General features: G+C 61.5%; 18 protein-coding genes and 2 tRNA genes. 8 read left to right on the top strand and 12 right to left on the bottom strand.

Annotation, left to right across the window (positions count from 1 at the left end; genetic code table 11):
- Positions 1-5: 5 nt before the first annotated feature.
- Positions 6-1,763 carry an arginine--tRNA ligase gene (gene argS / locus AC1D05_RS08485; RefSeq protein ID WP_477439997.1) on the bottom strand — a complete coding sequence of 586 codons (1,758 nt, stop codon included), beginning with the start codon at positions 1,761-1,763 and terminating at the stop codon, positions 6-8.
- 62 nt (positions 1,764-1,825) lie between these two features.
- Positions 1,826-3,040: a deoxyguanosinetriphosphate triphosphohydrolase gene (locus AC1D05_RS08480; protein ID WP_477439995.1), complete on the bottom strand. Its 1,215-nt coding sequence runs from the start codon at positions 3,038-3,040 to the stop codon at positions 1,826-1,828.
- A gap of 90 nt (positions 3,041-3,130) precedes the next feature.
- Between AC1D05_RS08480 and erpA the strand changes: the two genes are divergently transcribed.
- From erpA to AC1D05_RS08455, 5 genes are all read left to right on the top strand, one after another.
- A complete protein-coding gene (erpA, locus tag AC1D05_RS08475; protein ID WP_172228236.1) occupies positions 3,131-3,478 on the top strand; it encodes an iron-sulfur cluster insertion protein ErpA in 348 nt (115 codons plus the stop codon).
- A gap of 4 nt (positions 3,479-3,482) precedes the next feature.
- Positions 3,483-3,875 carry a VOC family protein gene (locus AC1D05_RS08470; RefSeq protein ID WP_477439993.1) on the top strand — a complete coding sequence of 131 codons (393 nt, stop codon included), beginning with the start codon at positions 3,483-3,485 and terminating at the stop codon, positions 3,873-3,875.
- 6 nt (positions 3,876-3,881) lie between these two features.
- Complete coding sequence (gene xth / locus AC1D05_RS08465; RefSeq protein ID WP_477439991.1) at positions 3,882-4,676, top strand: exodeoxyribonuclease III; 795 nt, start codon at positions 3,882-3,884, stop codon at positions 4,674-4,676.
- A gap of 82 nt (positions 4,677-4,758) precedes the next feature.
- Positions 4,759-5,076: a hypothetical protein gene (locus AC1D05_RS08460; protein WP_477439989.1), complete on the top strand. Its 318-nt coding sequence runs from the start codon at positions 4,759-4,761 to the stop codon at positions 5,074-5,076.
- 100 nt (positions 5,077-5,176) lie between these two features.
- A complete protein-coding gene (locus AC1D05_RS08455) occupies positions 5,177-5,551 on the top strand; it encodes an endonuclease domain-containing protein (protein ID WP_477439988.1) in 375 nt (124 codons plus the stop codon).
- Positions 5,552-5,730: 179 nt separating this feature from the next.
- Here AC1D05_RS08455 and AC1D05_RS08450 read toward each other — a convergent pair whose 3' ends face one another.
- The 4 genes from AC1D05_RS08450 to AC1D05_RS08435 form a co-directional block, all read right to left on the bottom strand.
- Entirely contained in the window at positions 5,731-6,582 is an 852-nt protein-coding gene (locus AC1D05_RS08450; RefSeq protein WP_027043784.1) for a tetratricopeptide repeat protein, read from the bottom strand.
- Positions 6,569-8,293 (bottom strand): dihydroxy-acid dehydratase, encoded by a 1,725-nt coding sequence (gene ilvD / locus AC1D05_RS08445; RefSeq protein ID WP_477439986.1) that lies wholly within the window; start codon positions 8,291-8,293, stop codon positions 6,569-6,571. Before ilvD ends, AC1D05_RS08450 begins: the two co-directional genes overlap by 14 nt.
- Positions 8,294-8,582: 289 nt before the next feature.
- The gene (locus AC1D05_RS08440) at positions 8,583-9,821 is read right to left on the bottom strand and encodes an outer membrane protein transport protein (protein WP_477439984.1); all 1,239 of its coding nucleotides are present in this window, start codon (positions 9,819-9,821) and stop codon (positions 8,583-8,585) included.
- 358 nt (positions 9,822-10,179) lie between these two features.
- Positions 10,180-12,963, bottom strand: coding sequence for a valine--tRNA ligase (locus AC1D05_RS08435; RefSeq protein ID WP_477439982.1), 2,784 nt, complete (start codon positions 12,961-12,963; stop codon positions 10,180-10,182).
- Positions 12,964-13,271: 308 nt separating this feature from the next.
- Here AC1D05_RS08435 and AC1D05_RS08430 point away from each other — a divergent pair, with 308 nt between their 5' ends.
- Positions 13,272-13,904 carry a bleomycin resistance protein gene (locus AC1D05_RS08430; protein ID WP_477439980.1) on the top strand — a complete coding sequence of 211 codons (633 nt, stop codon included), beginning with the start codon at positions 13,272-13,274 and terminating at the stop codon, positions 13,902-13,904.
- A 59-nt stretch (positions 13,905-13,963) separates the two neighbouring features.
- Here AC1D05_RS08430 and AC1D05_RS08425 read toward each other — a convergent pair whose 3' ends face one another.
- From AC1D05_RS08425 to AC1D05_RS08405, 5 genes are all read right to left on the bottom strand, one after another.
- Positions 13,964-14,857 carry a PopZ family protein gene (locus AC1D05_RS08425; RefSeq protein ID WP_477440555.1) on the bottom strand — a complete coding sequence of 298 codons (894 nt, stop codon included), beginning with the start codon at positions 14,855-14,857 and terminating at the stop codon, positions 13,964-13,966.
- A 213-nt stretch (positions 14,858-15,070) separates the two neighbouring features.
- Positions 15,071-16,447 (bottom strand): TolC family outer membrane protein, encoded by a 1,377-nt coding sequence (locus AC1D05_RS08420; protein WP_477439978.1) that lies wholly within the window; start codon positions 16,445-16,447, stop codon positions 15,071-15,073.
- A gap of 187 nt (positions 16,448-16,634) precedes the next feature.
- Entirely contained in the window at positions 16,635-17,303 is a 669-nt protein-coding gene (locus tag AC1D05_RS08415; RefSeq protein WP_477439976.1) for a protein-L-isoaspartate O-methyltransferase family protein, read from the bottom strand.
- Positions 17,304-17,394: 91 nt separating this feature from the next.
- Positions 17,395-17,468: transfer RNA gene (locus AC1D05_RS08410), tRNA-Cys, on the bottom strand.
- 490 nt (positions 17,469-17,958) lie between these two features.
- Positions 17,959-18,246 carry a hypothetical protein gene (locus AC1D05_RS08405; protein ID WP_477439974.1) on the bottom strand — a complete coding sequence of 96 codons (288 nt, stop codon included), beginning with the start codon at positions 18,244-18,246 and terminating at the stop codon, positions 17,959-17,961.
- A gap of 222 nt (positions 18,247-18,468) precedes the next feature.
- On the opposite strand from AC1D05_RS08405, the gene AC1D05_RS08400 reads away from it, so the two are divergent.
- A tRNA-Asn gene (locus AC1D05_RS08400) sits at positions 18,469-18,543 on the top strand.
- Between the two features lie 304 nt (positions 18,544-18,847).
- Complete coding sequence (locus AC1D05_RS08395; RefSeq protein ID WP_477439972.1) at positions 18,848-19,570, top strand: hypothetical protein; 723 nt, start codon at positions 18,848-18,850, stop codon at positions 19,568-19,570.
- A 628-nt stretch (positions 19,571-20,198) separates the two neighbouring features.
- Here the strand turns inward: AC1D05_RS08395 and AC1D05_RS08390 are convergent.
- On the bottom strand, positions 20,199-22,082 hold the full coding sequence (locus AC1D05_RS08390; protein WP_477439970.1) for a caspase family protein: 1,884 nt from the start codon (positions 22,080-22,082) through the stop codon (positions 20,199-20,201).
- Between the last annotated feature and the right edge of the window lie 1,083 nt (positions 22,083-23,165).

The following is a 23,165-nucleotide window of genomic DNA, read 5'->3' as shown; positions in this document are numbered from 1 at the left end:
CAAACCTAACGCATTTCGCTGGGCGCGGCGGCCCCGATCAGCGTCAGGCCGGACGTGAGAACGTCCGAAACAGCCTGCACCAGCCCTAGTCTGGCATGCGTCAATTGTCGGTCGTTAACCTTAACAAAACGTAAGTCCGGATTATCCGTGCCCCGGTTCCAGTGCCCGTGGAGACTGGAAGCCAGATCATAGAGATAAAATGCCAGTCGATGGGGCTCCAGCGCAAGAGCGGCGGACTCGATCAGGCGCGGATATTCCGCAAGCTTGCGGATCAGGCCGATCTCGCCCTCGTCCGTCAGCAAAGCCGCCGCGGCAGCCAGGCTTTTGCGATCGAAATTCGCCTCGCCCAGTTGCTCGCTGGCCTGCCGGAACACCGAATGGCAGCGCGCCGAGGCGTACTGCACATAAAACACTGGATTGTCCTTCGACTGTTCGGTGACCTTGGCGAAGTCGAAGTCGAGCGGCGCATCACTCTTGCGGAACAGCATCATGAAGCGCACCGCGTCGCGGCCGACCTCCTCCACCACTTCCCGAAGCGTGACAAAATCGCCGGACCGCTTCGACATGCGAACCGGCTCGCCTTCGCGAAACAGCTTGACCAGATTGCACAGCAGGACGGTTAGTTTGACGTCGTCACCGGCAATTGCCCGCGCCAGCGCTTCCAGCCGTTTGACATAGCCGCCATGGTCGGCGCCGAGCACGTAGATCAGGTCGACGAAGCCGCGATCGACCTTGTCCTTCAGATACGCCACATCGGCGGCGAAATAAGTGAACGCGCCATCGGACTTGACCAGTGCCCGGTCCATGTCGTCGCCGACCGCGGTGGAGCGGAACAGGGTCTGCTCGCGGTCTTCCCAGTCGTCCGGCTTCTCGCCCTTGGGCGGTGGCAGCTTCCCTTTGTAGATATGGCCCTTCAGCGTCAGGTCGTTGATCGCCGAGCGGATCTTCCTGGCATTGTCGGCATGCAGCGTGCGCTCGGAGAAGAACACGTCGTGATGCACGTTGAGCAGAGCCAGATCCTCGCGGATCATCGCCATCATCGCATCGATGGTCCGGTCCTTGACGATGGCCAGCGCTTCGTCATCGGGCATCTGCAGCAGCTTGCGGCCAAATTCCGCGACCAGCGCCTGACCGACCGGCACAAGGTAGTCGCCCGGATAGAGTCCGGCCGGTATTTCGCCGATGTCATCGCCTAGCGCTTCGCGGTAGCGAAGGAAGGCCGAGCGCCCGAGCACATCGATCTGCGAGCCGGCATCGTTGATGACATATTCCTTGGTCACGTCGTAGCCGGCAAACGCCATCAGGTTGGCGAGCGCGTCGCCGACAACCGCGCCCCGGCAATGGCCGACATGCATCGGCCCCGTCGGGTTGGCGGAGACATACTCGACATTGGTTTTCCGGCCGGCGCCGATCGTCGAGCGGCCATAATCGCGGCCCTGCTCGAGCAGCGCGGTCAGATGCGCCTGCCAGAAGCCGTCCTTGAGCCTGAGATTGACGAAGCCGGGGCCGGCAACCTCGACGGCGGCGACATCCTTGTCATCCCGCAGCGCCAGCGCCAGCCTTTCGGCCAGCGCGCGGGGGTTCTGGCCGGTGGGCTTGGCCAGCACCATTGCCGCATTGGTCGCGAGATCGCCATGGCTGGGGTCGCGTGGCGGTTCGACGGCAATGCGCGACAGGTCAGGCGAAACGCCGTCCTTGTCTTTCAGATCAAGCGCTTCGACAGCCTTTGTGACTCGCGCGGTGAAATCGGCGAAGATGTTCATGGGTATTGCTCTGGCGGCTTTATGGCGAATCCGGCTCGTTGGCCGGCAAAATCGCGCCCGCCCTAGCTCAAATCCGGGGTGCGGTCAAACAAACGCCTGTGTTCCTTGAGCGCGTAGGTGTCGGTCATCCCGGCCAGGAAATCGGCCACACTGCGCGCCTTGATGCGATCGTCGGCCCTGTCCAGCCCCTCGCGCCAGCCGTCCGGCATGGCGCGCGGATCGGCGAAATAGACGTCGAAGAGGTCCCTGACGATCTGCTCGGCGCCGGCGCGCACCCGCATCACCTCCTTGTGCCGGTAGAGGTGCTTGTAGAGAAAGGCCTTCAGTTCCTTCTCGGCCGCGGCCATCTCGGCGGAAAAGGTCACCATCGTCTCGCCCGCCGCCCTCACCGCATCGGCGCTGCGCGGCCCGACACGTTCCAGATTGGCGGTCGCCGAGACAATGACATCCTCGACCATGGCGGTGATCTGCCGCCGCATCAGTTCGTGGCCGGTGCGCACGTCATCGAGTGCAGGGTAGCGCTCGCGCACACCCGCCAGGATCGTTCCCGGCAGCGAGACCGCCTTCAGCATATCGAGCGTCAGCAGCCCTGCCCGCAGCCCGTCGTCGATGTCATGCGTGTTGTAGGCGATGTCGTCGGCAATCGCAGCACACTGCGCCTCGATACCGGCGAACCGGTCGAGTTCGAGATCCTGCAGCTCCGAATAATCGCGGATTGCTTGCGGCACCGGCCCTTTCAGGCCCTTGCCGCTGCTATCCGTCAGCGGGCCATTGTGCTTGACCAGGCCCTCCAGCGTCTCCCAGGTCAGGTTCAGCCCGTCGAATTCAGCATAGCGTGCCTCAAGCCTTGTCACGATGCGCAGCGACTGCGCGTTGTGGTCAAAACCGCCCCAGGCCGCGACTTTGTCGTTCAGCGCGTCCTCACCGGTATGGCCGAAGGGCGTGTGGCCGAAATCATGCACCAGCGCCACCGCTTCAGCCAGATCCTCGTCGCCGCGCAACGCCCGCGCCAGCGCACGCGCGATCTGCGCAACCTCGATCGAATGGGTCAGCCTTGTGCGATAGTGGTCGCCTTCATGCGCAATGAAGACCTGCGTCTTGTGCTTGAGCCGCCGGAACGCCGTCGAATGGATGATGCGGTCACGGTCGCGCTGGAACGGCGTGCGAGTCGGGCTTTCGACCTCGTCGAACAGGCGGCCGCGCGAAAGCGCCGGATCGGTCGCATAGGCCGCGCGCGGCCGATAGCCAAATCCGATGTCGCCTAACTCATTGGTCATGGCTGATGCTGCCGCAGTTGACTTGATCTAGTTGACTTGGCCCCTCGCGCTTCATACCTATCATGTGAAACCGAAAGCAAGGTGACGCCCATGGGCGCGGATGCCAAGACTGCCATGAAAGTCGACATGACCGAGGCCGCCGCCAAGCGGATCGCCAAAATTGTCTCTGGCGAGGCCGGCAAGACGGCGCTGCGCGTTTCCGTCGAAGGCGGCGGCTGCTCGGGCTTTTCCTACAAGTTCGACCTGGTCGATGCGCGCAACGACGACGATGTCGCCATCGAGAAGGACGGCGCCACGGTGCTGATCGACGATCTGTCGCTGGTCTATATGGGCGGTTCGGTGATCGACTTCGTCGACGATCTGATGGGCCAGTCCTTCCAGATCCGCAATCCGAACGCTGTCGCCTCCTGCGGCTGCGGCACGAGCTTCTCCATCTAGCGGCATGCCTGGCATCGGCGCGGTCCGTCAGATCGCGTTGTCGGCCGGCCGCAACCTTGATTCGACGCTGGCCTTCTGGCGCGATGTGCTCGGTATGGGCGTTCACGCCCGCTATGATCCCCCCGGTATCGCCTTCATCATGGCGGGCGATGTGCGTCTGTTGTTCACGGACGGTGTGCCGGCCGGGACCGTCTATCTCGACTTAACGGGCCTCGAAGCCTTCCACGCCGAGGCAAAGGCATCGGGAGTTCCCTTTACCGCGCCGCCAGCGCTTGTCCATCGCGACACCGAAGGCACATTCGGTCCGGCGGGGGAAAGCGAGTGGATGGCCTTCCTAAAGGATCCGGCAGGCAATACGATCGGCCTCGTCGAACGCCACCCGCCGCAGGAAGAATAGACCGTCATGAAAATCGTCACCTGGAACATCAACGGCGTGCGCGCCCGCATCGGCAACCTCACCCATTGGCTGACCGAAAGCGCACCCGACATCGTCTGCCTGCAGGAAATCAAGACGGTCGACGAGCAGTTCCCGCGCGCCGAGATCGAGGCGCTGGGCTACAATGTCGAAACCCATGGCCAGAAGGGCTTCAACGGCGTGGCGCTGCTGTCGAAGCTGCGCTTCGACGAAGTCAATCGCAGCCTGCCGGGCGACGACACCGACGAGCAGGCACGTTTCATCGAAGGCGTGTTCTCGACCGACAAGGGCGCGCTTCGCGTCGCCTCGCTCTATCTGCCGAACGGCAATCCGATCGATGACGAGAAAAAATTCCCCTACAAGCTGTCCTGGATGGCGCGGCTGGAGCGCTGGGCCGAGGACCGGCTGAGGCTGGAAGAGGCACTGGTGCTGGCCGGCGACTACAATGTCATTCCCGAGCCGATCGACGCGCGCTTTCCGGAGAACTGGCTCGGTGACGCGCTGTTCCAGCCGCAGACGCGGCAGGCTTTCCGGCGGCTGCTCAACCTCGGTTTCACCGAAGCGGTGCGCGCGGTCACCGATGCGCCCGACACCTACACCTTCTGGGACTATCAGGCCGGCGCCTGGCAGAAGAACAACGGCATCCGCATCGACCATCTGCTGCTGTCGCCGGAAGCCGCCAACCGATTTTCGTCGGCCTCGATCGAGAAGCATGTGCGCGCCTGGGAAAAGCCCTCCGATCACGTGCCGGTGGCGATCGATCTCGCGCTACAGCCGGCCTGACGGGAGGCTCTGCGCCCCGAGGCCGGGCACGGCGATGCCGGACCTCATATCGCCACATTCAGGCGCATGATGGGAGATCATCATGGCGGCCGGGGTTCCCATGACCATTCGATTTGTTGTTTGTCCGATCGGCTTGGCATTTGCCACGGCTGCCATGGCGCCGGCTTTCGCCGCCCCGGAATGTCTTGCCAATGGAAAATCCTATCCGGTTGGTCAGGTCGCCTGCCTGACGGTTGCCGACCAGAGCCATCTGGCTCGCTGCGAGATGGTGCTCAACAACACATCCTGGACGAAGGTCGGCGACAGCTGCCCTGAAAACACGATGGCGCCGCACCCGCATGTCACGCCGATCTCGACGCCCGCACCAAGCATGGTGCCGACGGAGCCGACTGAGAACTGATTTTGCCCATTAGCCGATCTCCCCCCTCGTGGGGGAGATGGCCGGCAGGCCAGAGGGGGGCGCCGTAGAGCGCCGGCCTCAACAGCGACCGAGCATCGCAATGCCTCATACACCATTGCCTCCAAGACATCGCGCAAACGCCAGATCGATGCGCAAGGTCATGACATCAGCCGAATTGAAGCTCTGGAACGAGCTTCGCGCGCACCGGTTGATGGGGCTTGGCTTCCGTCGACAATTTCCGGTCGCCGGGTACATTGTCGACTTCGCTTGCCCGGAGAAGAAACTTGTCGTCGAAGTCGACGGCTCCCAGCATGCGGAAGCCGACGCCGCAGACAGCGACGGAGCAAGGACGTTGCGCCTGGAGCAAGACGGTTGGGCTGTCCTGCGCTTCTGGAACGACGACGTCATCCGCGACATCGACAATGTCTGCCAACATATTGTAATCGTGGCCGGGGTTGCGGGTACGTCAGAATAACAGCAAGGCTGGCGGGACAGCGCCCCCCTCTGTCCTGCCGGACATCTCCCCCACACGGGGGGAGATCGGCTGTCGCAACCGCTTTTGCCAATCTCCAACGTTGCAAGAAAACGCGCCGGCAACCAAGCTGCCAATCCCCGGTCCAAACACCCCCACAAGGGGAGAGATCGGCAGGCGACTCACTGGTCCGTGTTGGCGGTGCCCTTGGTCAGGATGTCATCCGCCAGCGAGATCGCCGTGCGCCGGTCGGCTTCGCCGGCCGCGGCAAAAGCCTCTTCCTGCATGCCGCGGATCCAGGGCTGGTCGGCCGGCGACGCGCGCTCGAGCGCCGCGGTCATCATCGCCAGGCCGCGAACGATCTTGCCGCTCTGGAACAAGAGATGGCCAAGCGTCGCCTGGGCGCCGGCATGGCCCTTCTCGGCGGCGAGCTGGAACCAGCGCCCGGCCTGCTTGACGCTGGCCTTCACGCCGCCCTCACCCTTCAGGAACATCTGTCCCATCTCGAACTGGGCGTTCGGGTTGCGGTAGTTGGCGGCGGCGCGCATGTAATATTCCTGCGCCGCCACCTCGTTTTCGGTGACCGGGCTGCCGGGAATGCCCGTGCGCAGATAATCGCCGAGCGCCACCAGCGCGTCGGAGACGTAGCTTTCTTCGGGCGAGCCGGGCTCGACATCCTGGTCGACGATCTCGGAGAAGAACTTGAACGCCTCATAGTCGTCGCGCGCCACGCCGTCGCCCTCGGCATACATACGGGCAAGCTTCCAGGTGGCGCCGATCTGGCCGTTTTCGGCGGCGTATTTATAGGCTTCGGCTGCCTGTTCCTTGTGGCCGTTCTTGTAGGCGGAAAAGCCGAACTGGAACACTGCCCAGGGGCTCGACTGCGGCTTCACGCCGGTCTTGTCGTCGAACACCTTGTCGTCGAAGGCCAAAGCCTGGCCCACGGCGCCAAAGATCGCGACAGCGACCAGTGCCGGAAGGACAGATGACCTCAACAACTCTGGTGTTGACTTCAACAACTCAGATATCCGCATAGCAGTGTGTTTCTTTCGCACCGCCCGGATGGGTGACCGCGCCGTCGCGGGCAGATCCGACCGTCTGTGCGTATTTCCATATCGCGCCCGACTGGTAGTCGGTCGTGCGCGCCTTCCATGTCTTGGCCCGCGCCGCCAGTTCAGCCTCGGTCAGCGCCACCTCTATCGTGCCGTTCACGGCATCGATCGAGATCACGTCGCCGTCCCGGATGAGACCGATCGGACCGCCCACGGCTGCTTCCGGCCCGACATGGCCGATGCAGAAGCCGCGTGTCGCGCCCGAGAAGCGACCGTCGGTGATCAGCGCCACCTTGCCGCCCATGCCCTGGCCATACAGAGCCGCCGTCGTCGACAGCATCTCGCGCATGCCCGGGCCGCCGCGAGGCCCTTCGTAGCGAATGACGAGAACCTCGCCTTCCCTGTAGTTGCGATGCGACACCGCCTCGAAACATTCCTCTTCCGAATCGAAGCAGCGCGCCGGGCCGGAGAATTTCAACTCCGCCATGCCCGCGACCTTCACGATCGCGCCTTCGGGGGCGAGGTTTCCCTTCAACCCCACGACACCGCCGGTTTGGGTAATTGGTCTGTTGGCCGGGCGGACCACATCCTGGTGTTCATTCCAGGCAACATGTTCCATGTTTTCGGCCAAAGTGCGGCCAGTGACCGTCAGGCAATCGCCATGCAGATAGCCGTGGTCGAGCAGCGTCTTCATCAACAGCGGAATGCCGCCGGCCTCGAACATATCCTTGGCGACATATTTGCCGCCTGGCTTGAGGTCGGCGATGTAAGGCGTCTTCTCGAAAATCTTTGCGACGTCGAAGAGATCGAATTTGATCCCCGCCTCATGCGCGATCGCCGGCAGATGCAGGGCAGCATTGGTCGAGCCGCCGGTGGCGGAAACCACGGTCGCCGCATTCTCCAGCGCCTTCAGCGTGACGATGTCGCGCGGCCGGATGTTTTTCGCGATCAGTTCCATGATCTTTTCGCCGGAGGCGAAATTGAAACGATCGCGCATTTCGTAAGGGGCCGGCGCACCGCAGGAATAGGGCAGCGCCAGACCAATCGCCTCGGCGACGGTGGCCATGGTGTTGGCGGTGAACTGGGCGCCGCAGGAACCGGCCGACGGACAGGCCACCTGCTCGATTTCAAGAAGCTCGGCATCACCGATCGTGCCGACAGAGTGCTGACCAACCGCCTCGAACACATCCTGCACGGTGATCTGGCGGCCGCGATAGCTGCCGGGCAGAATCGAGCCGCCATAGATGAAGATAGACGGCACGTTGAGCCGCACCATGGCCATCATCATGCCCGGCAGCGACTTGTCGCAGCCGGCCAGCCCGACCAGCGCATCGTAGCAATGGCCGCGCATGGTGAGTTCGACCGAGTCGGCAATGACCTCACGCGACACCAGCGACGACTTCATGCCCTGGTGGCCCATGGCGATGCCGTCAGTGACGGTGATGGTGCAGAATTCGCGCGGCGTGCCGTTGGCGGCGGCTACCCCCTTCTTGACCACCTGCGCCTGGCGCATCAGCGAGATGTTGCAGGGGGCGGCTTCGTTCCAGCAGGAGGCGACGCCGACCAGCGGCTGCGCGATCTCGGCGGCGGAAAGCCCCATGGCATAGAGATAGGACCGGTGCGGCGCGCGCGCCGGACCGACAGTCACATGGCGGCTAGGGAGCTTAGCCTTTGAAATGACCTTGGCGTCCATTCTCATCCTTGCCGCGGGCGGTGCGGCCTGTCCCATCGCCGAGCCTTTTGGCGCGTGTCCCGAGACAAGATCGAGGTGCGCCGGGTTTATGGCGGGAAATGGGCAATTTCCTCGACCCGACTTCTAGCGCAGGGGTTGTTCAGAAAGTGTTGCCGAAACGTCACAATCGCACGAGGCGGTCCCAGTGCGGCTAATATGCAACGCAGCTTGAATGACGGCATCGCCGGCGATCCCGGCTCAAACAAAAAAGCCGGGCAATGCCCGGCCTTTTTCTCGAATTTCCAGATAGTTAGAACTTGATCTTGATGCCGCCGGAAAACGCCGTAACCAGATCGTTGCCGAAGTCATAGCTAGCATCGTCGCCAGCAACATAACCATTCTCTCCGACCACCATGCCGGAATGGCCGCTGGTCAGCACTCCGATCGCACCTGCCAAACGAATTTCGATATTGGGCTTCGGAGTGTAGGCCACGCCGCCACCCAACGTCCAGGTATCGGTCTGAGAGCCATAGCCGTGCGAGGTGCCACGATCCCAGGAAAGCTGGCCGGCGGCCGCCCATTGATCGTTGAACTTGTGGCCAATACCGCCTGTAACCGTCCAGCCGTCACGATACATCAGGTCGAGAGAGGTCAACTGGGCTGAATGAACTTTGTCGCCCGTGACGCACAGTGCGGAAGGAGTACCCACCGCACAAATCGGGACGCTTTGCAAAACGCTCCAATTGACCCACTTGATCGAGCCAAAGGCGAGCCATCCGGGCGCAATTCCCGACTGCAATTTCAGCTCCACCACATCCGGCATGTACTGGGTCGAGCCGTAAATCGGGATGACGGGGCCGCCGACATTCGTCAGATCGAGCGTGCCCGAGATGTTGTCGAGCTTGACCTTCGAATTGTAGACGAGGCTCGCCCGCAATGCGATGTCTGGTATCTCGTAAGCAAGGCCGGCGCGCCAGCCCCAGCCATTGCTCGTCAAGTCGACGCGACCCGTGCCCCCGAAATCGGGCACAAAGGGCGACACAAGGCTTTCCTTGTAGCCGTAGACCTTCTGGTAAAAGACGCCGCCGATGAAGCGAAGTTGACCCTTCCCCGCATCCATCTTGTACGAGCAGGTGCCCGCGTAGTTGTCGCTCTTGATGTCAGTTTCCATATTGGAAAACGCACCGTTCCAGACGCCGGGCGCAACATGGGCGCCCCAAGGCTGCGAATAGTCGAACATGCAGTCGACGCCCTGCACAACCTGGGCCTTGACGCCGATGCGGGGTACCCAATAGCCCTCCGCGCCGTCGGCCGAGGTGCCCCAGCCGAGATTGGCTCCGCCCGGCCCCTTCGCATTCTCGTACTTGCGATCCGGCATCACATAGGTCGCTTCCGCCTCGGTCGCGACCTGCGCCGGATCGAACAGCAGATCGATGTCGTAGCCGCCGCGTTCCAAGCCGCCCGCGTGAGCCGGGTGCATTACCGCACCGATCAAAGCCAGCGAAAAGCACCCCGCCCCCAGCAGTGCTTTCAGACGCAAATTGTTCATGGATGTCCTCCCCGAATAACTATTGCACCAAGCTAGAACCAATTCAGGTTAACGCTGCAACAACGAATTCAAGGGGCGTACATGTACATGGTTGCCAAACGCATTTTCGACAAAATGCAAGGCAGCGCCAGGACGCCGAAAATCGCCTTCCGGGGCCTGCGCTGGCGGTAAAAGGAGAGAAAAACCGGCTGAAAAGGCTCAAAAACAGCTATTTTTAAGGGCTTACTGCCCCATTGTTACATTATGGCAACAATGGGGTTAAAACTTCCGTTTACGTCAACATTAACGCAACGGAATGCTCAGTTTGGAGGCAAAAGACCTGCATTTTAGAAGCAGCTAAAGCCTCGAGAATCTATCCTCAACCGGCGTCGCGAACCCTGGTCAACGCCACCGAAAGCTTGTCCTGCGCGTCGCGGTATTCGGCGAGCTTTTCGCGCTCGGCGTCGACGATCTCGGCCGGTGCGCTGGCGACAAAGCGTTCATTGGACAGCTTCTTGTGCAGCCGGGCTATTTCCTCGGTCACCTTGGCCAGTTCCTTCTGCAGCCGGGCGGCCTCGGCGGTGAGGTCGATCAGGCTGCCGAGCGGCAGGCAGATCGTCGCCTCATTGAGGACGATCTGCGCCGAGCCTTTGGGTGCTGTGTCAGCCAACGAGATGTCGCCGACGCGCGCCAGCCGCTTGATCGCGGAGTCCTCGCGAACCAACCGCTCGCGCGTGACATCATTGGCGCCGACCACGACCAGCGGCGCGATCGCCGCCGGCGGCACGTTCATCTCGGAACGCACCGAGCGGATGCCGGAGACGAGGTCGACCAGCCAGTTGATGTCGGCGGCAGCTTCGGCGTCCTCGAAGTCCGGCGACGGCCAGGCGGCATGGCAAAGCAACGAGGAGCGCTCATTGCCCTCGCCCGCCGTCTGCGCCCACAGCTCTTCCGTCATGAACGGCATCATCGGGTGCAGGAGCTTGTAGATCTCGTCGAGCACGAAGGCGACGCAGGCGCGGCTTTCAGCTTTGGCCGCTTCGTCCGTGCCCATGAACACCGGCTTCAGCAGCTCCAGATACCAGTCGCAGAACAGGTTCCAGACGAAGCGATAGGCAGCACCGGCCGCCTCGTTGAAGCGGTATGAGGTGATGCCGTCCGTGATCTCGCGCGCCGCCCGCGTCAGTTCGGTCAGGATCCAGCGGTTGACCGCAAGCTTGGCGTCGTTCAGCCAGAAATCGTCATTGCGCGCGACTTCGTTCATCTCGGCGAAGCGTGTCGCGTTCCACAGCTTGGTGCCGAAATTGCGATAGCCGGCGATGCGCGCCGGGTCGAGCTTCACATCGCGCCCCTGTGCCGCCATCACCGTCAGCGTGAAGCGCAGCGCATCGGCGCCAAACTCGTCGATCAGATCGAGCGGATCGATGACGTTGCCTTTCGACTTCGACATCTTCTGCCCGTTCTTGTCGCGCACCAGCGCGTGCACATAGACGGTGTGGAACGGCTCCTCGTCCATGAAATGCAGGCCCATCATCATCATGCGGGCAACCCAGAAGAAGATGATGTCGAAGCCGGTCACCAGCACGTCGGTCTGGTAGTAGGTCTTCAGCTCCGGCGTCTGGTCCGGCCAGCCGAGTGTCGAGAACGGCCACAGCGCCGACGAGAACCAGGTGTCGAGCACATCCTCGTCACGGGTCAGGATCTCGCCCGGCTTGTAGTTCTCCAGCTTGTCCTCGACCCAGCCCTTCCACGGCCCTTCCAATGCCAGATAGTACTCGATCGCCGCGCCCAGCGCCTCTTCCTCGGTCTTTTCGACGAAGACGCGCCCGTCCGGTCCGTACCAGGCCGGGATCTGGTGGCCCCACCACAGCTGGCGCGAAATGCACCAGGGCTGGATGTTCTCCATCCAGTCGAAATAGGTCTTTTCCCAGTTCTTCGGCACGAAATTCGTACGACCCTCGCGCACCGAGGCTATCGCCGGCTTGGCGAGTTCCGCCGCATTGGCATACCACTGCTCGGTCAGGAACGGCTCGATCGGCACGCCGCCGCGGTCGCCATGCGGCACGGCATGGCGGTGCGGCTCGATCTTCTCAAGGAAGCCGCCGGCCTCCATCAGCTCGACGATCTTCTTGCGCGCGACGAAGCGATCGAGCCCGTTGAGCTCTTCCCAGACCGCCTGGCGCTCCGGCGTCACCTCGATCCCGGCGAGGAAATCCTCATTGTCTTTGAGGTTTATCGCAGCCTCGATGGTGAGGATGTTGATCGCCGGCAGCTTGTGACGCTTGCCGACCTCGAAATCGTTGAAATCATGCGCCGGCGTGATCTTGACCGCACCGGAGCCTTTTTCCGGATCGGAATACTCGTCCGCCACGATAGGGATTTTTCGGCCGACGATCGGCAGCACCACGTTCTTGCCGACCAGATGCCGGTACCGCTCGTCGTCCGGATGCACCGCCACCGCCGTATCGCCCAGCATCGTCTCGGGGCGCGTCGTCGCCACGGTGATGAAGGTTTTCCGATTTTCCGGGTCGAAGGTCTCACCCTCGATTGGATAGCGGAAGTGCCAGAGATTGCCATTGACCTCCTGCTGCTCGACCTCGAGGTCGGAGATCGCGGTCAACAGTTTCGGGTCCCAGTTCACAAGGCGCTTGTCCTTGTAGATCAGGCCTTCCTTGTAGAGGGTGACGAACACTTCGAGCACGGCCTTGGACAGGCCCTCGTCCATGGTGAAGCGTTCGCGCGACCAGTCGGCCGAGGCGCCGAGCCGCTTCAGCTGGTTGAAGATGGCGCCGCCGGATTCGGCCTTCCACTCCCACACTTTCTCGATGAACTGCTCGCGTGTGAGATCGCGGCGGTGGATCTGCTTTTCCATCAGCTGGCGCTCGACCACCATCTGCGTGGCGATGCCGGCATGATCCATGCCCGGCTGCCACAGCACGTTCTTGCCGCGCATGCGTTCGAAGCGCACCAGAATGTCCTGCAGCGTGTTGTTGAGCGCGTGGCCCATATGCAGCGAGCCGGTGACGTTGGGCGGCGGTATGACGATGGTGAAGGCCTCGGCGCCCTCCTCGGCGCCTGCGCCGGCACGAAAGGCGTCAGCCTCTTCCCAGATTTTGGCGATCTTCGGCTCGACGGTCTTTGCGTCGTAGGTCTTTTCAAGCATGGGAAAATGGTCCGCGCTGTCGGGATTTTTGCTGGTTCGGTGTAAATCGGAAGGTCTGGGCCAAGTCAACCGCAAGGGCCGCCTCGGTTCATGAGAAGCAAATAGGCGTGGCGCGGATCGGATCAAGCAGGAGCAGTTCGCGATCTACTCATCAACGATGGCAGTCCCTATTCGCTGGAGGAAGCCTTGTCACTCGCGCCTTGACCACCGATCCCAGCCATCTTAGGTTGCCAACGCTGCTGTAGGGCGCATCGGCTTCCGGCCGGAGGGGCATTGCCCGCCTACGCCATCTCAACCGCAATGCGCCCATGCCGACCCTCGAACACCACAAGAAACAGGCCAAACTCTATCTCAAATGGCACCGCGAGCGGTATTATCCCGTCGCCGCTGTGATTGGATGGCTCTTGCCGCGTTTTAGCCATCTCAGCGACAGCCAGATCCTTGATCACGGCTTCAAGCTTGCCGATGCCCAGGAACTCGTCGCCAGGAAGTCAGGTTTCGAGAGCTGGCAGGCGCTGAAGGAAGGCTTTCAAACCGTGACCGATCATGCAGCAGCAGACGCCGCAAAACCGCATCTCGCCTTTGCCGAGCCACAGCTCTTTGTCTGCGACATCGCAGCGGCCTGTAATTTCTATCGGCAAAAGCTCGGCTTCGAGACGCGCTTCACCTATGGCGAGCCGCCTTTCTACGCCCAAATCATCCGCGATGGCGCACGGCTCAACCTGCGCCATGTCGACAAACCTCCACTCGCCGCCAATTCGACCGATGACCTACTGGCGGCGACGATCATTGTAGACAACATCAAGGCTCTGTTTCTGGAGTATCAGGCGGCCACAGCCCCGTTCCACCAGACATTGCGGACCGAACCGTGGGGCGCCCGCACGTTCATCGTCAAGGATCCCGACGCCAACCTCATCTGCTTCGCGACCAGCGCGGGCTGACCTCATCGACAAAAACGCCGCCTCACGGGCGGCGTTTCGAGAGTGATCGCTGGAGGAAACTACTGCGCGCCGCGCGCGACGCGCTCGATCTCCTCGCGCACCAGCCTTTCGACCAGCGTCGGCAGATTGTTGTCCAGCCAGTCCTGCAGCATCGGCCGCAGCATCTCTTCGGCCATCTCGTCGAATGTCTTCTTGCTGCGGCTGGCAAAGGCGTCGGACAGCTCGCCGAAGGCCGCGGCGACCTGCCGGCCCGTATGTTCGGAAAGGATTGCGGCGCGGACCGCAGGCGCTTCCGTTGCCGTCGCACGTGCCTGAGCCGTGCTTGCCGGAGCGTCGCTTGACGAAGGCCGCTCGAGCGCAGCCTCCACCACCGGTTCGCTCGTTAGCGACTCGAATTGGGGCGCCTCGGGTTGGGCGACCGGCCTGCGGATGCTCCTGTCCGGTATCGCTTTTGCCTGCTCTCCGACCGCCGCGATCTCGCGCCGCCAATCGGCAACGATAGCATCGCTTGTCACACCAGGCTGCGGGGCCCCAGCCTGCGGGACCCCAGGCTGCGGGACCATTGCCGCGTCGGCCCTGACGGTGGGCACCGGCTCAGCGGCGATCCTGGCGCTGACCTCGGCAAGCGTCATCGACGGCTTGGCGGGCGCGGGATCGGCACGCGTCTGCGATTCCATGCGCATGGGCTCGGGGCGCGCGGGCTCGGGCGACGGCACCTGGATTTCCGCGAGCGCAACCGGCTTCCTGACTTCGGGGGCAGCATGCAGCTCGGCGCGAAACGCGTCGACATCGGCGGCCGGAGCCTCGCTCGACGATGGCTCCAGATCCTGGCGCAGCTCATCGGCCTCGCCCGGCTGCTTGCGGCCGTTGTCGCTGTCCTCGATGATCCTCCTGATGGAAGCCAGTATCTCTTCCATGGAAGGTTCGCGCTGCGCGCTGCTTGCCGTTGCCATCGTCACATCCGCCGCCCTTGTGACCTCTGTGGTCTTCCGCCCCGGCACAGGCCGGGTTCGAATCATGGCGACAGCGTAACCGACGGATCGCCGCACGAGAATCCCCAATCTGGGGACATGTGGGATTTCAACAGATTAGAGCGCGAAGCCGAAGAAACGGGACGGGTTTCGAAAAATCGCGTCCTGCGTCGCGCGAGAATTCCAACCTGCGGCCTAGCGGCCGTCCGGCGTGCGCAGGCCGATCCACTTGTCCTTGACGGCGTTGTAGTGCTCTTCGGGCTTGTACTTGGTCACCCCCAAGCCAAGCCGATCGACCGACAGGCGCCCCACCGCCGACAGGATGGCGTAGCTCGCCACGACCACATCATGTTCGGAATTGGCCTGGTTGATCTTGGCGGTGATGACAGTAGCCTGCGCATTGAGCACGTCGAGCGTGGTGCGCTGGCCGACATTACGCTCTTCGATGACGCCGTTCAGCGCCAGTTGCGCGGCGTCGATAACCTGCCTGTTGGCGGAGACGCTCTGTTGTGCCGCGGTGTATTGCGACCATGCGGTGGCAACGGCCTGGCGCACCTGGTCGCGGCTGACATCGACCTGGATGCGGGCCTCGCCAAGCGATTCCTTGTTCTGCCGCACGTGCGCCGAGGTCCGGCCGCCAGAATAGATCGGAATCGTCAGCGTGGCGCCGATATTGGCCGAGGTCGAATTGCCGTTCGATCCGGCATTCGGATTGCGATTGAGATAGTCATCCGAGATGCCGGCCGATGCGGTAAGCTGCGGCAACAGCGCGCCCTCAGACGATTTCACTGAAAACGCGGCCGCGTCGACGAGATGCTGGGTGGAAAGAATGGCCGGATGTTCGGCCGAACCAATGGCAATCGCCGAATCGAGGCTCGACGGCAACAGCTTCGCCAGCGGCGCAGCCGGCTTGAGCTTGCCCGGCTCGTCGCCGACCACCTGGTGATAGGTTGCGGCGCTGGCCAATGCCTGAGCGCGGGCGGCGCTGAGTGATGCCACCGCCGAGGCGCGCGATGCGTCGGCCTGCGCAACGTCGGTGCGCGTGCCCTCGCCAACCTCGAAACGCGAGCGCGCGGCGCGCGCCTGCTCAGTTAGGAACTGCAGGTTCTGTTCGGTCAGTACCGCGATCTGCCGGTCGCGGATCACGTCCATATAGGCGGTGGCCGCATTGAACAGCGTGTTCTCTTCGGTGTTGCGCAGGCTCTCCACCGACGCCTTCACCTGGGCTTCCGCGGCCGCCACATTGTTCCTGGTCTGAAATCCGTCGAACAGGGTCTGGTTGATGACAATGCCGACGCTGGCCGACGATGTCTTGCTGTTGGCGCCGCTGGCGCGCGTGTTCACATAGTTCGCGTCGGCGGATCCGTTGATGGTTGGGCGCCAACCCGACTTTGCGATGGCCACGCCTTCGTCGGTAACGCGCACACCGGCGCGGGATAAATTCAGCGAGGAATTGTACTGATACGCCTTGGCGAGTGCGCCGGAGATGGTTTCCGCCGAGGCGGTCAGGGGAGACAGCGCGGTCGCGGAAACGAGGACAGCGGCAAAAAGGGTCTTGGATACAGACGGCACGGGTATATCCCTCATTCGTTTTCCCATGGGAACCGCGCCGCGCCAGCTTCTCGTTTAGAGCAGCCGGAGTGGCGTGTTTTTTAATGCTCCCTGTCGCTCGGTCCCAAAGTGCCCCCAGTCTGGGATCAGCAACGATTGTTCAAATGCAGGCGACCATGACAAAGCCTCTGCTGCAAGGCCAAATCATTCAGAATTCAAAAGCATGCTCACGTTCGAACCCGGGTAGTGGCTTAATTGCCGCATTAAATGCCCGTCTCCCGGTTACAACCCCCCCAGCCTTAAAAAAAAGTCGCGCCACGCCGGAATTGCCCTGCCCTTCGACCGCGACGAGTCGGCCGCCCTCGGCAAGCTGGTCGAGCAGCGGCGCCGGCACTTTCTCGACGCTGCCGCCGACAAAGATGACGTCATAAGGCGCCTTGGCCGTATGCCCCTGCGGCAGCGCGCCCTGGACCACGGTCACATTGCCGCAGCCAAGGCCGGAAAGGGTCGATGCCGCGGTTTGCGCCAGCGCCGAATCGTTCTCGAGCGCCACGACGGACCCCGCCAGCCGCGACAGGATGGCCGAGGCGTAGCCGGTGCCGCAGCCGACATCGAGCGCCGAATCGGTTGGGTTGATCTCGGCCAGCTGCATCAGCTTGGCCAGCGGCGATGCTTCCATGAGATAGCGCGCGCCATCGGCGCCGTCGCCAATGCGGATGTCCTCGTCGATATAGGCAAGATCGCGCTGGCGCTCGCCGACGAAAACCTCGCGCGGCACGGAAAGCATGGCATCCAGCAACGGGGCGCTGGTCACGTCGGTGGTGCGAACCTGGCCATCGACCATCTTGACGCGAAGCTCGACAAAATCAGCGCTCATGTTCCAACCAATCCGCTTGCCGCGTCAGAGCCGCGGTTCATTTCGATGAGAACGTCAGGCTCCGGCGCTGTGCGCGCGGGAGCCCGGGTATTGGAGGCCTCGCCCGGAATCGAACCGGGGTGCAAGGATTTGCAGTCCTCTGCGTAACCACTCCGCCACGAGGCCTCGTTGCTCCCGGCGTTCCACCCGGTTCCAATAGGTTGCGGCGAAAATGGCGTCAAGCGGCCACCACGCATTCCACGCGGTTTCCTCTGCAAGAATCTAACCCTCCGCATCAGCGCCGCGACCATTGCGGCCACGACGCGTATTAGCAGAACGTTAAGGATAGCAGGCGATCACGAGAAACTCCACGCCCCGACCACCGTTGAGAAACGAGGAGGACTGCGCCATGCGGCCGGCAAGCCCGAACGACGGAGCGAGCGCCTGGGACGGCCTGTCGCGAGCGGGATGCGAGGCCTTGCTGCGCCATGCCATCGATTGCCTGGCAATAGACGGCACCGCCAGGCTTTCGCCGCGCGACCGTGCGCGCCTTGCTTCGGCCGCCGCCGTTCTCAAGGAAATCCGCGAGGATCTTGGGAGAAGTGCGAACCGAAAAGCCGATTCGCGAAAATCCGAAACCCGAACAAGGGCATGACGCACAGGAAGGATGGCGCGGTCAAAGGCGCGGCTTGGTACCCGCAACTCCATCCGGCCGTCGCCGCCGCTCCCACCAGACGACGAAGCGGCGCCGGTGGCGGCGCACCATGGCGAATTCATACGAGAGCACCAGCAGTCCGATCGGCACCATCCAGAAGCCGAGAATCGGCAGAAAGCCGAGAATGCCGCCGATGGTCAAAAGAATGCCGATCGCGATTCTGAGGCCACGCGACTGCGGCATGGTGAACTCGCGCCCGAAAATCGAGATCTTTCGTGCCGGTATCCGGTTTTCGTCTGCTGCCGTCATCGCCAATGGCTGCCTGTGTGGTCGCTCGAAAATATCATTTTACGAAAGCCGCGACCGCCCTTTCGGTTCCGCGCCCATCGCCAAGACGGCTAATATGAGGGCGGATGCCGCCGATTGCGAGAAACGCTTGAGCGAAAAAGTCTCGGAAAAAAACGAAATGCTTCTTTGCAAAGCCGAAAGGTGTTTGCTATAGGCTGCGCCACTTGCTCAAAGAGCCTCCGTTCCCCGGTAGCTCAGTGGTAGAGCAACCGGCTGTTAACCGGTTGGTCGCTGGTTCGAATCCGGCCCGGGGAGCCAATCTTATCAAAGACTTAGACGATCCTAAAAAGCGCCGGAAAACGGCTGATCTACAGCATAACGGACCTGTTCTGATGATTGCCGCGATCAGCGTGACGGAAGGCTTTGGACGAACTTCACCATCGCCCAACGCCCTTTCACGGCGGTAACAGGGGTTCGATTCCCCTTGGGCGTACCAACGATTTCAAGCACTTAGCTGTCCTCTCCCATATTCCGTCGAATATCCGCCGAATAAACGCCAGCGTATCCTGGCGAACATGGGTACGGTACGGGCCTTCGACACGGAATGCTATATGAGGCACCAATGAGCGACGAAAAGAACCACCTGCCGCCCTACCCGGAAAAGGATACGCGGTCCGGTGCCTATCACGTCGCGAGAACAGCCATCGATGCGGGAGCGGCCGTCACGCTTATTCCAGGCGCCGGATATGCTATCGGACAGATCGTTGAGAGGTTTGTCGCTGCTCCGCTCCAGAAGAGACGGGATCAGTGGTTCACCAAGGTAGGCGAAGGCCTTCGGGATCTGCAAGATCGCTTGGGTGACTTCGACCCTTCGACGCTCTCCGAAAACGACGACTTCATATCTGCGGTAGCTGAGGCCACTACAGCCGCAGTGAAAACCGCCAAGGAGGAAAAAGTCGAAGCACTCCGCAACGGCGTCCTTAATATCGCAGCAGGGCTCCAGATCGAGGATGTTCTTCGCGGCGCTTTCTTTGGTTATATTGAAAGGTTTTCGCCCGCGCATACGCGAGTTCTCAAGCTCTTGGCCGACCCTTCATCGTCACCAGAAATGAGGCAAAAGGCCAGTGAGATGACGGCGGGCGCACAAATGGACGTTCTTCGAGCGGCCCTGCCAGAAACTTCGGTTTCGAAAGCGGCTTTGAGTCGTGTCCTGTCAGATTTAACCCGTGAAGGCCTCGCCGAAACTGGAAGTATGATGGGGATGGGCACATCAGGTGTCTTCCTGGCCAAGAGGACGACCGGGGTCGGCGACGAGTTCCTACGGTTCATCGCGAGCCCGTTGTAAGATCGCGACACGAAACAAACTCCCTCGTTCAGCGTTCAAGTCTCGTCCAAAAACATGGGAGCTTCGGAGATGGACCCGGCAACTGCGGCAGTGATGATTTTGCTTTCGTGCAGCCCGAACGCGCCTCTTGTCTGCAAGCCAATTGACGTGCCTCCGGTAGTATATTCGTCGCTTGACGAGTGCCGGGCTTCATTGAAGAGCAGGCTGGCTAGCGCTCCTAGGGGCGAAATTGTCGGCCGCTGCCGCAGAATCGACGCGACAGTGACAGGTTCGCTGTCGAACACCTATTCAACAGTCGTTGTCACGCGGGGCATTGGGGGCAACGGCGTCAGCAGTACCTACATCGTGCCGCACAAAAAGTAAAAAGCCCGCCACCGTGAGGCAGCGGGCTATCAAGTGTCCCAAGGGCTGCCATGCGGTGAAGCCGCGCCTCGATCTGATTGACCGGCTCGATCAGCGCCCACGAGATGACATAGCCGAGCCCAAGCGCGAGAAGGATGCAGACCAAGGCGAAGATGACGACGTTGAGCTGTGACTGACAGGAATTTGGACGTGATCGCGCCCAGTGAGGCGCTTTCCAGTTTTCCGAATGCACCGCAAGAGCGCAGCGCGCGACGATGCGCTTTGTCTAATGCGAACAAACCGGCTTCCTGATGGCTCGCAAATCCACGAGTGTGTCATTGCTTGGTACATTGGAAGAGGGCTCTACGCCTCGTCTTTCCTCAAAATTCAACAACGCCTTCTTACTACTCGAACCCCAACTGCCGTCTATTTTGCCGACCAGGCACCCGAGGCGAACCAGTTCTGTTTGAGTTTCGAAAGTCAGATAAGCCTGCTGTTTGTCGGCGTCGCCTTCGACCTCAACAATGAATCCGGTTCCGAGTCGCTGTCCCGGCTGGTCATCCCATCTGATCGGACGCTGCTCGTCCTTCGGTACCCTGGTACCATAGCTATAGAATAGCGCGGCGTTGTCATTGCCTTCGTAATTGTTCGGTTGGCCGTTGTTCCAGTTCTTGTAGCGTAGCGCCTCACCTGTGACCCACATCCAGTTGCCACCCGGTTCCCTGGAGCCAACGGGCTGGAAGAGGCCTATCCAGGGACCGTTTAGATCCATTCCCTTCAGGCCAACTTGTACAAAGCGATGGTCAGTCGCGAACAAGTCATAGACAAATCTGTTTTCCTCATCGTCGGAAATCGTTGCGAGATGCCCCCCTGTCGCATCGGCCAATCCGCGCGCGGTCTCCCAGTCGGTACCGCCGAGGCCGAGAGCTGCAATGTACAGATTGCCGCGAAAGAAGCCGTACCGGATCTCGTATTGATATGGATATAATGCTTTGAGTGCTGCTTTCAGCCGAGTGTCGGCATCAGAAGGAATTTCGGACACCGCAACCCTGCGCGCCTTTTCCGGATCATAGTAGGGCTTTTTGTCGTCCATCTGACCTTGCGCCTGGCCAGGCTTCGATAGCGAGTGACCATCATTTGTGCCCAACGAGGCCTCAAGTTCCCGCTTAGGCGTCTCCGAGGTAGTGTTCGGCTTGGCTACATCACCGAATTTTTCGGCCGATTCGAGTTCCGTAATCTTAAGCTTTGCAATATCGACAAAGAGCCCTTTCGGAAACCGACTAACGTAGGTCTCGAAATAAGACCGTGATCGCTCTCCCTTGATCGACTCCCAATATGCAAGCTCGACCGCATTGTCCGGTGCCGCCACCTGCGGTGTGGGAGCAGATACCGCCTTCGGTTGCTCGGTCGCGAGAGGCTTCAATATGATCTCGCCCGTGAGCGAGGAGTTTTCCCATGGCACTTGCTTGCCCTCCGTCGCAGCCAGCACATCGCGGCGCACATCGATGAGGTCGCGCGTGATATCCTGCCCCGGCGTGCCGAGGTGAGCGAGCAGTGCAGTCGTGAACGGCGAGTTCCGCCCTGCTCCGTCCATGGCGACGTTACCCGGTTGCGTTGCGAATGCTATGAGCGAACCGACGCCGCTCCCAAGTCTGGCCAGACCCCGACTCACGGAACCGGAGCGCGTCCCCATCGATCGGGAAAGCTTCTCGGTGAACGGATTGTCCCGGCAGGCATCGAGGAAGACGAGGTTGACCTTGGTGCTGCGTTCCATCGCCGAAAGTACGAGGTCCATCGGAAGGGCCTCGAAGTCGAGGTCATTGTAGCCGGATAACTGGGCATCGACCGGCACCATGTAGTTGTTGCCATTAACCTGCAGGCCGTGCCCAGCATAGAAGAACAGCGCCATATCGGCACCGTCGAGCTTTTCCAAGAACTCGCGCACCGTGCGACGCATTCCTGCCAGGTCGAGGTCCTGGCCGCTGACAACCTCGAAGCCGAGGCTTTCCAGCTTGGCAGCCATGTCGGAAGAATCGTTTTTCGGATTGGCGAGTTGGACGGCGTGCTGGTAGGCCGAATTTCCAATGACCAGCGCAACGCGCTTTTCGGCCCAGGCTTGTCCCGAAACAGCAGCAAACGCGACAATGAGGAAGATGACTGCGCTGCGCATGGCAGATACGGCTCCCCAAGGGAACTGTAGCAGAGGCTAATGCAACCGAAAAGGGTCATGGCCTGCCGATTGCGGCCACGTCGATTAGCGGCTCCGCAATGGCCGTTGGCGGATGCAGCAGGTGCAACCGGACCGTGCATGCCTATTTCTGCTATTCCAAACCGGGTAGGCATTTCCTTGCTTGACGTGAATGAGTATGCTGCTCGCGAGCTGCGCTGTCCTGGCCTGAGGGGTGTGTTTCGGCGTGCGGACACTTGGCCAGATCGTGAGCCTGAAGCGGAGTGGAATTGCCGCATCTGAGCAGCGGTTGCAAACGCCAAGCGTTGGCCTTGGTGCGTCAACTTGCGACAAAACAGCGATAGGTTATTGGCCAGGAGCCAACGCCGCGAATGCCGGAGCGACTGGCTCTACGGTGCGGCGGGCGGTGGCGGCGCGCTCGGCAAGGCGGCCCAGGTGATCGTCAGGACCAATGAAAGGGCGCCCAACTCGAACTCTCAGGCAAGCAGGTAGGCCTGCAAGTCAATGCCGATCTCAGCGGTATGGCCATCACGGTGAAGTAAGGCCCGTCGCTCCGTTCGTCGTGCCTGCAGTTGGCCCACTACGCTGAATACAAAGGTCGGCTTTCTGGCTCTATCATCTCGGAAGCAGACGTTCYGCTTSCGACCCAAAGCGGCTGTTCGCCGCTAAGGGCGCTTAGGGTYTTTCTCGGCAGGCTGCCGTTGGTTACACTGTAACGCTCGGCYATAAGCGGTCGGGCACTTCCRGACCTTGGYGCACCTGGGTATCAARAGCCTGCTCGGCTCGTGGGGCGCCAYCTAGTAAAAGCGTTGCCCTCCCTAAGAACTAGCGTCCGCCCTCTCCGTGCTATAAATTTGATTATCGACGCCGACCTCGACGCGTCCTAAGGCCGACCGCCATTTTAGCATGCCCAAGGACGTATGTGCAGCACATGGGCTCAAGCCACCCGCCCGCACATCCGTTGTGGATTGAACCCGCGAGGAGGGATCAGCATGTCAGAACGTCTCAACATAGGCCCGCTGCAACTTGGCGAAACGGCGCCCAATGTCGTGCTCGACGCGATTA

It is taken from the genome of Mesorhizobium sp. P2_E9, from assembly GCF_056403815.1.
The sequence above is the reverse complement of the archived record's forward strand: the minus strand, read 5'-3'. Positions and strand labels throughout refer to the sequence as shown.

What these genes read in the sequence shown, in the direction of transcription:
- argS (WP_477439997.1), bottom strand. Translation starts at nt 1,763, where the DNA reads ATGAACATCTTCGCCGATTTCACCGCGCGAGTCACAAAGGCTGTCGAA.
- AC1D05_RS08440 (WP_477439984.1), bottom strand. Translation starts at nt 9,821, where the DNA reads ATGAACAATTTGCGTCTGAAAGCACTGCTGGGGGCGGGGTGCTTTTCG.
- AC1D05_RS08390 (WP_477439970.1), bottom strand. Translation starts at nt 22,082, where the DNA reads ATGCGCAGCGCAGTCATCTTCCTCATTGTCGCGTTTGCTGCTGTTTCG.
- AC1D05_RS08395 (WP_477439972.1), top strand. Translation starts at nt 18,848, where the DNA reads ATGAGCGACGAAAAGAACCACCTGCCGCCCTACCCGGAAAAGGATACG.
- AC1D05_RS08450 (WP_027043784.1), bottom strand. Translation starts at nt 6,582, where the DNA reads ATGCGGATATCTGAGTTGTTGAAGTCAACACCAGAGTTGTTGAGGTCA.
- AC1D05_RS08425 (WP_477440555.1), bottom strand. Translation starts at nt 14,857, where the DNA reads ATGGCAACGGCAAGCAGCGCGCAGCGCGAACCTTCCATGGAAGAGATA.
- AC1D05_RS08430 (WP_477439980.1), top strand. Translation starts at nt 13,272, where the DNA reads ATGCCGACCCTCGAACACCACAAGAAACAGGCCAAACTCTATCTCAAA.
- AC1D05_RS08405 (WP_477439974.1), bottom strand. Translation starts at nt 18,246, where the DNA reads ATGACGGCAGCAGACGAAAACCGGATACCGGCACGAAAGATCTCGATT.
- AC1D05_RS08435 (WP_477439982.1), bottom strand. Translation starts at nt 12,963, where the DNA reads ATGCTTGAAAAGACCTACGACGCAAAGACCGTCGAGCCGAAGATCGCC.
- AC1D05_RS08415 (WP_477439976.1), bottom strand. Translation starts at nt 17,303, where the DNA reads ATGAGCGCTGATTTTGTCGAGCTTCGCGTCAAGATGGTCGATGGCCAG.
- AC1D05_RS08460 (WP_477439989.1), top strand. Translation starts at nt 4,759, where the DNA reads ATGGCGGCCGGGGTTCCCATGACCATTCGATTTGTTGTTTGTCCGATC.
- ilvD (WP_477439986.1), bottom strand. Translation starts at nt 8,293, where the DNA reads ATGGACGCCAAGGTCATTTCAAAGGCTAAGCTCCCTAGCCGCCATGTG.
- AC1D05_RS08470 (WP_477439993.1), top strand. Translation starts at nt 3,483, where the DNA reads ATGCCTGGCATCGGCGCGGTCCGTCAGATCGCGTTGTCGGCCGGCCGC.
- AC1D05_RS08480 (WP_477439995.1), bottom strand. Translation starts at nt 3,040, where the DNA reads ATGACCAATGAGTTAGGCGACATCGGATTTGGCTATCGGCCGCGCGCG.
- xth (WP_477439991.1), top strand. Translation starts at nt 3,882, where the DNA reads ATGAAAATCGTCACCTGGAACATCAACGGCGTGCGCGCCCGCATCGGC.
- AC1D05_RS08455 (WP_477439988.1), top strand. Translation starts at nt 5,177, where the DNA reads ATGCCTCATACACCATTGCCTCCAAGACATCGCGCAAACGCCAGATCG.
- erpA (WP_172228236.1), top strand. Translation starts at nt 3,131, where the DNA reads ATGGGCGCGGATGCCAAGACTGCCATGAAAGTCGACATGACCGAGGCC.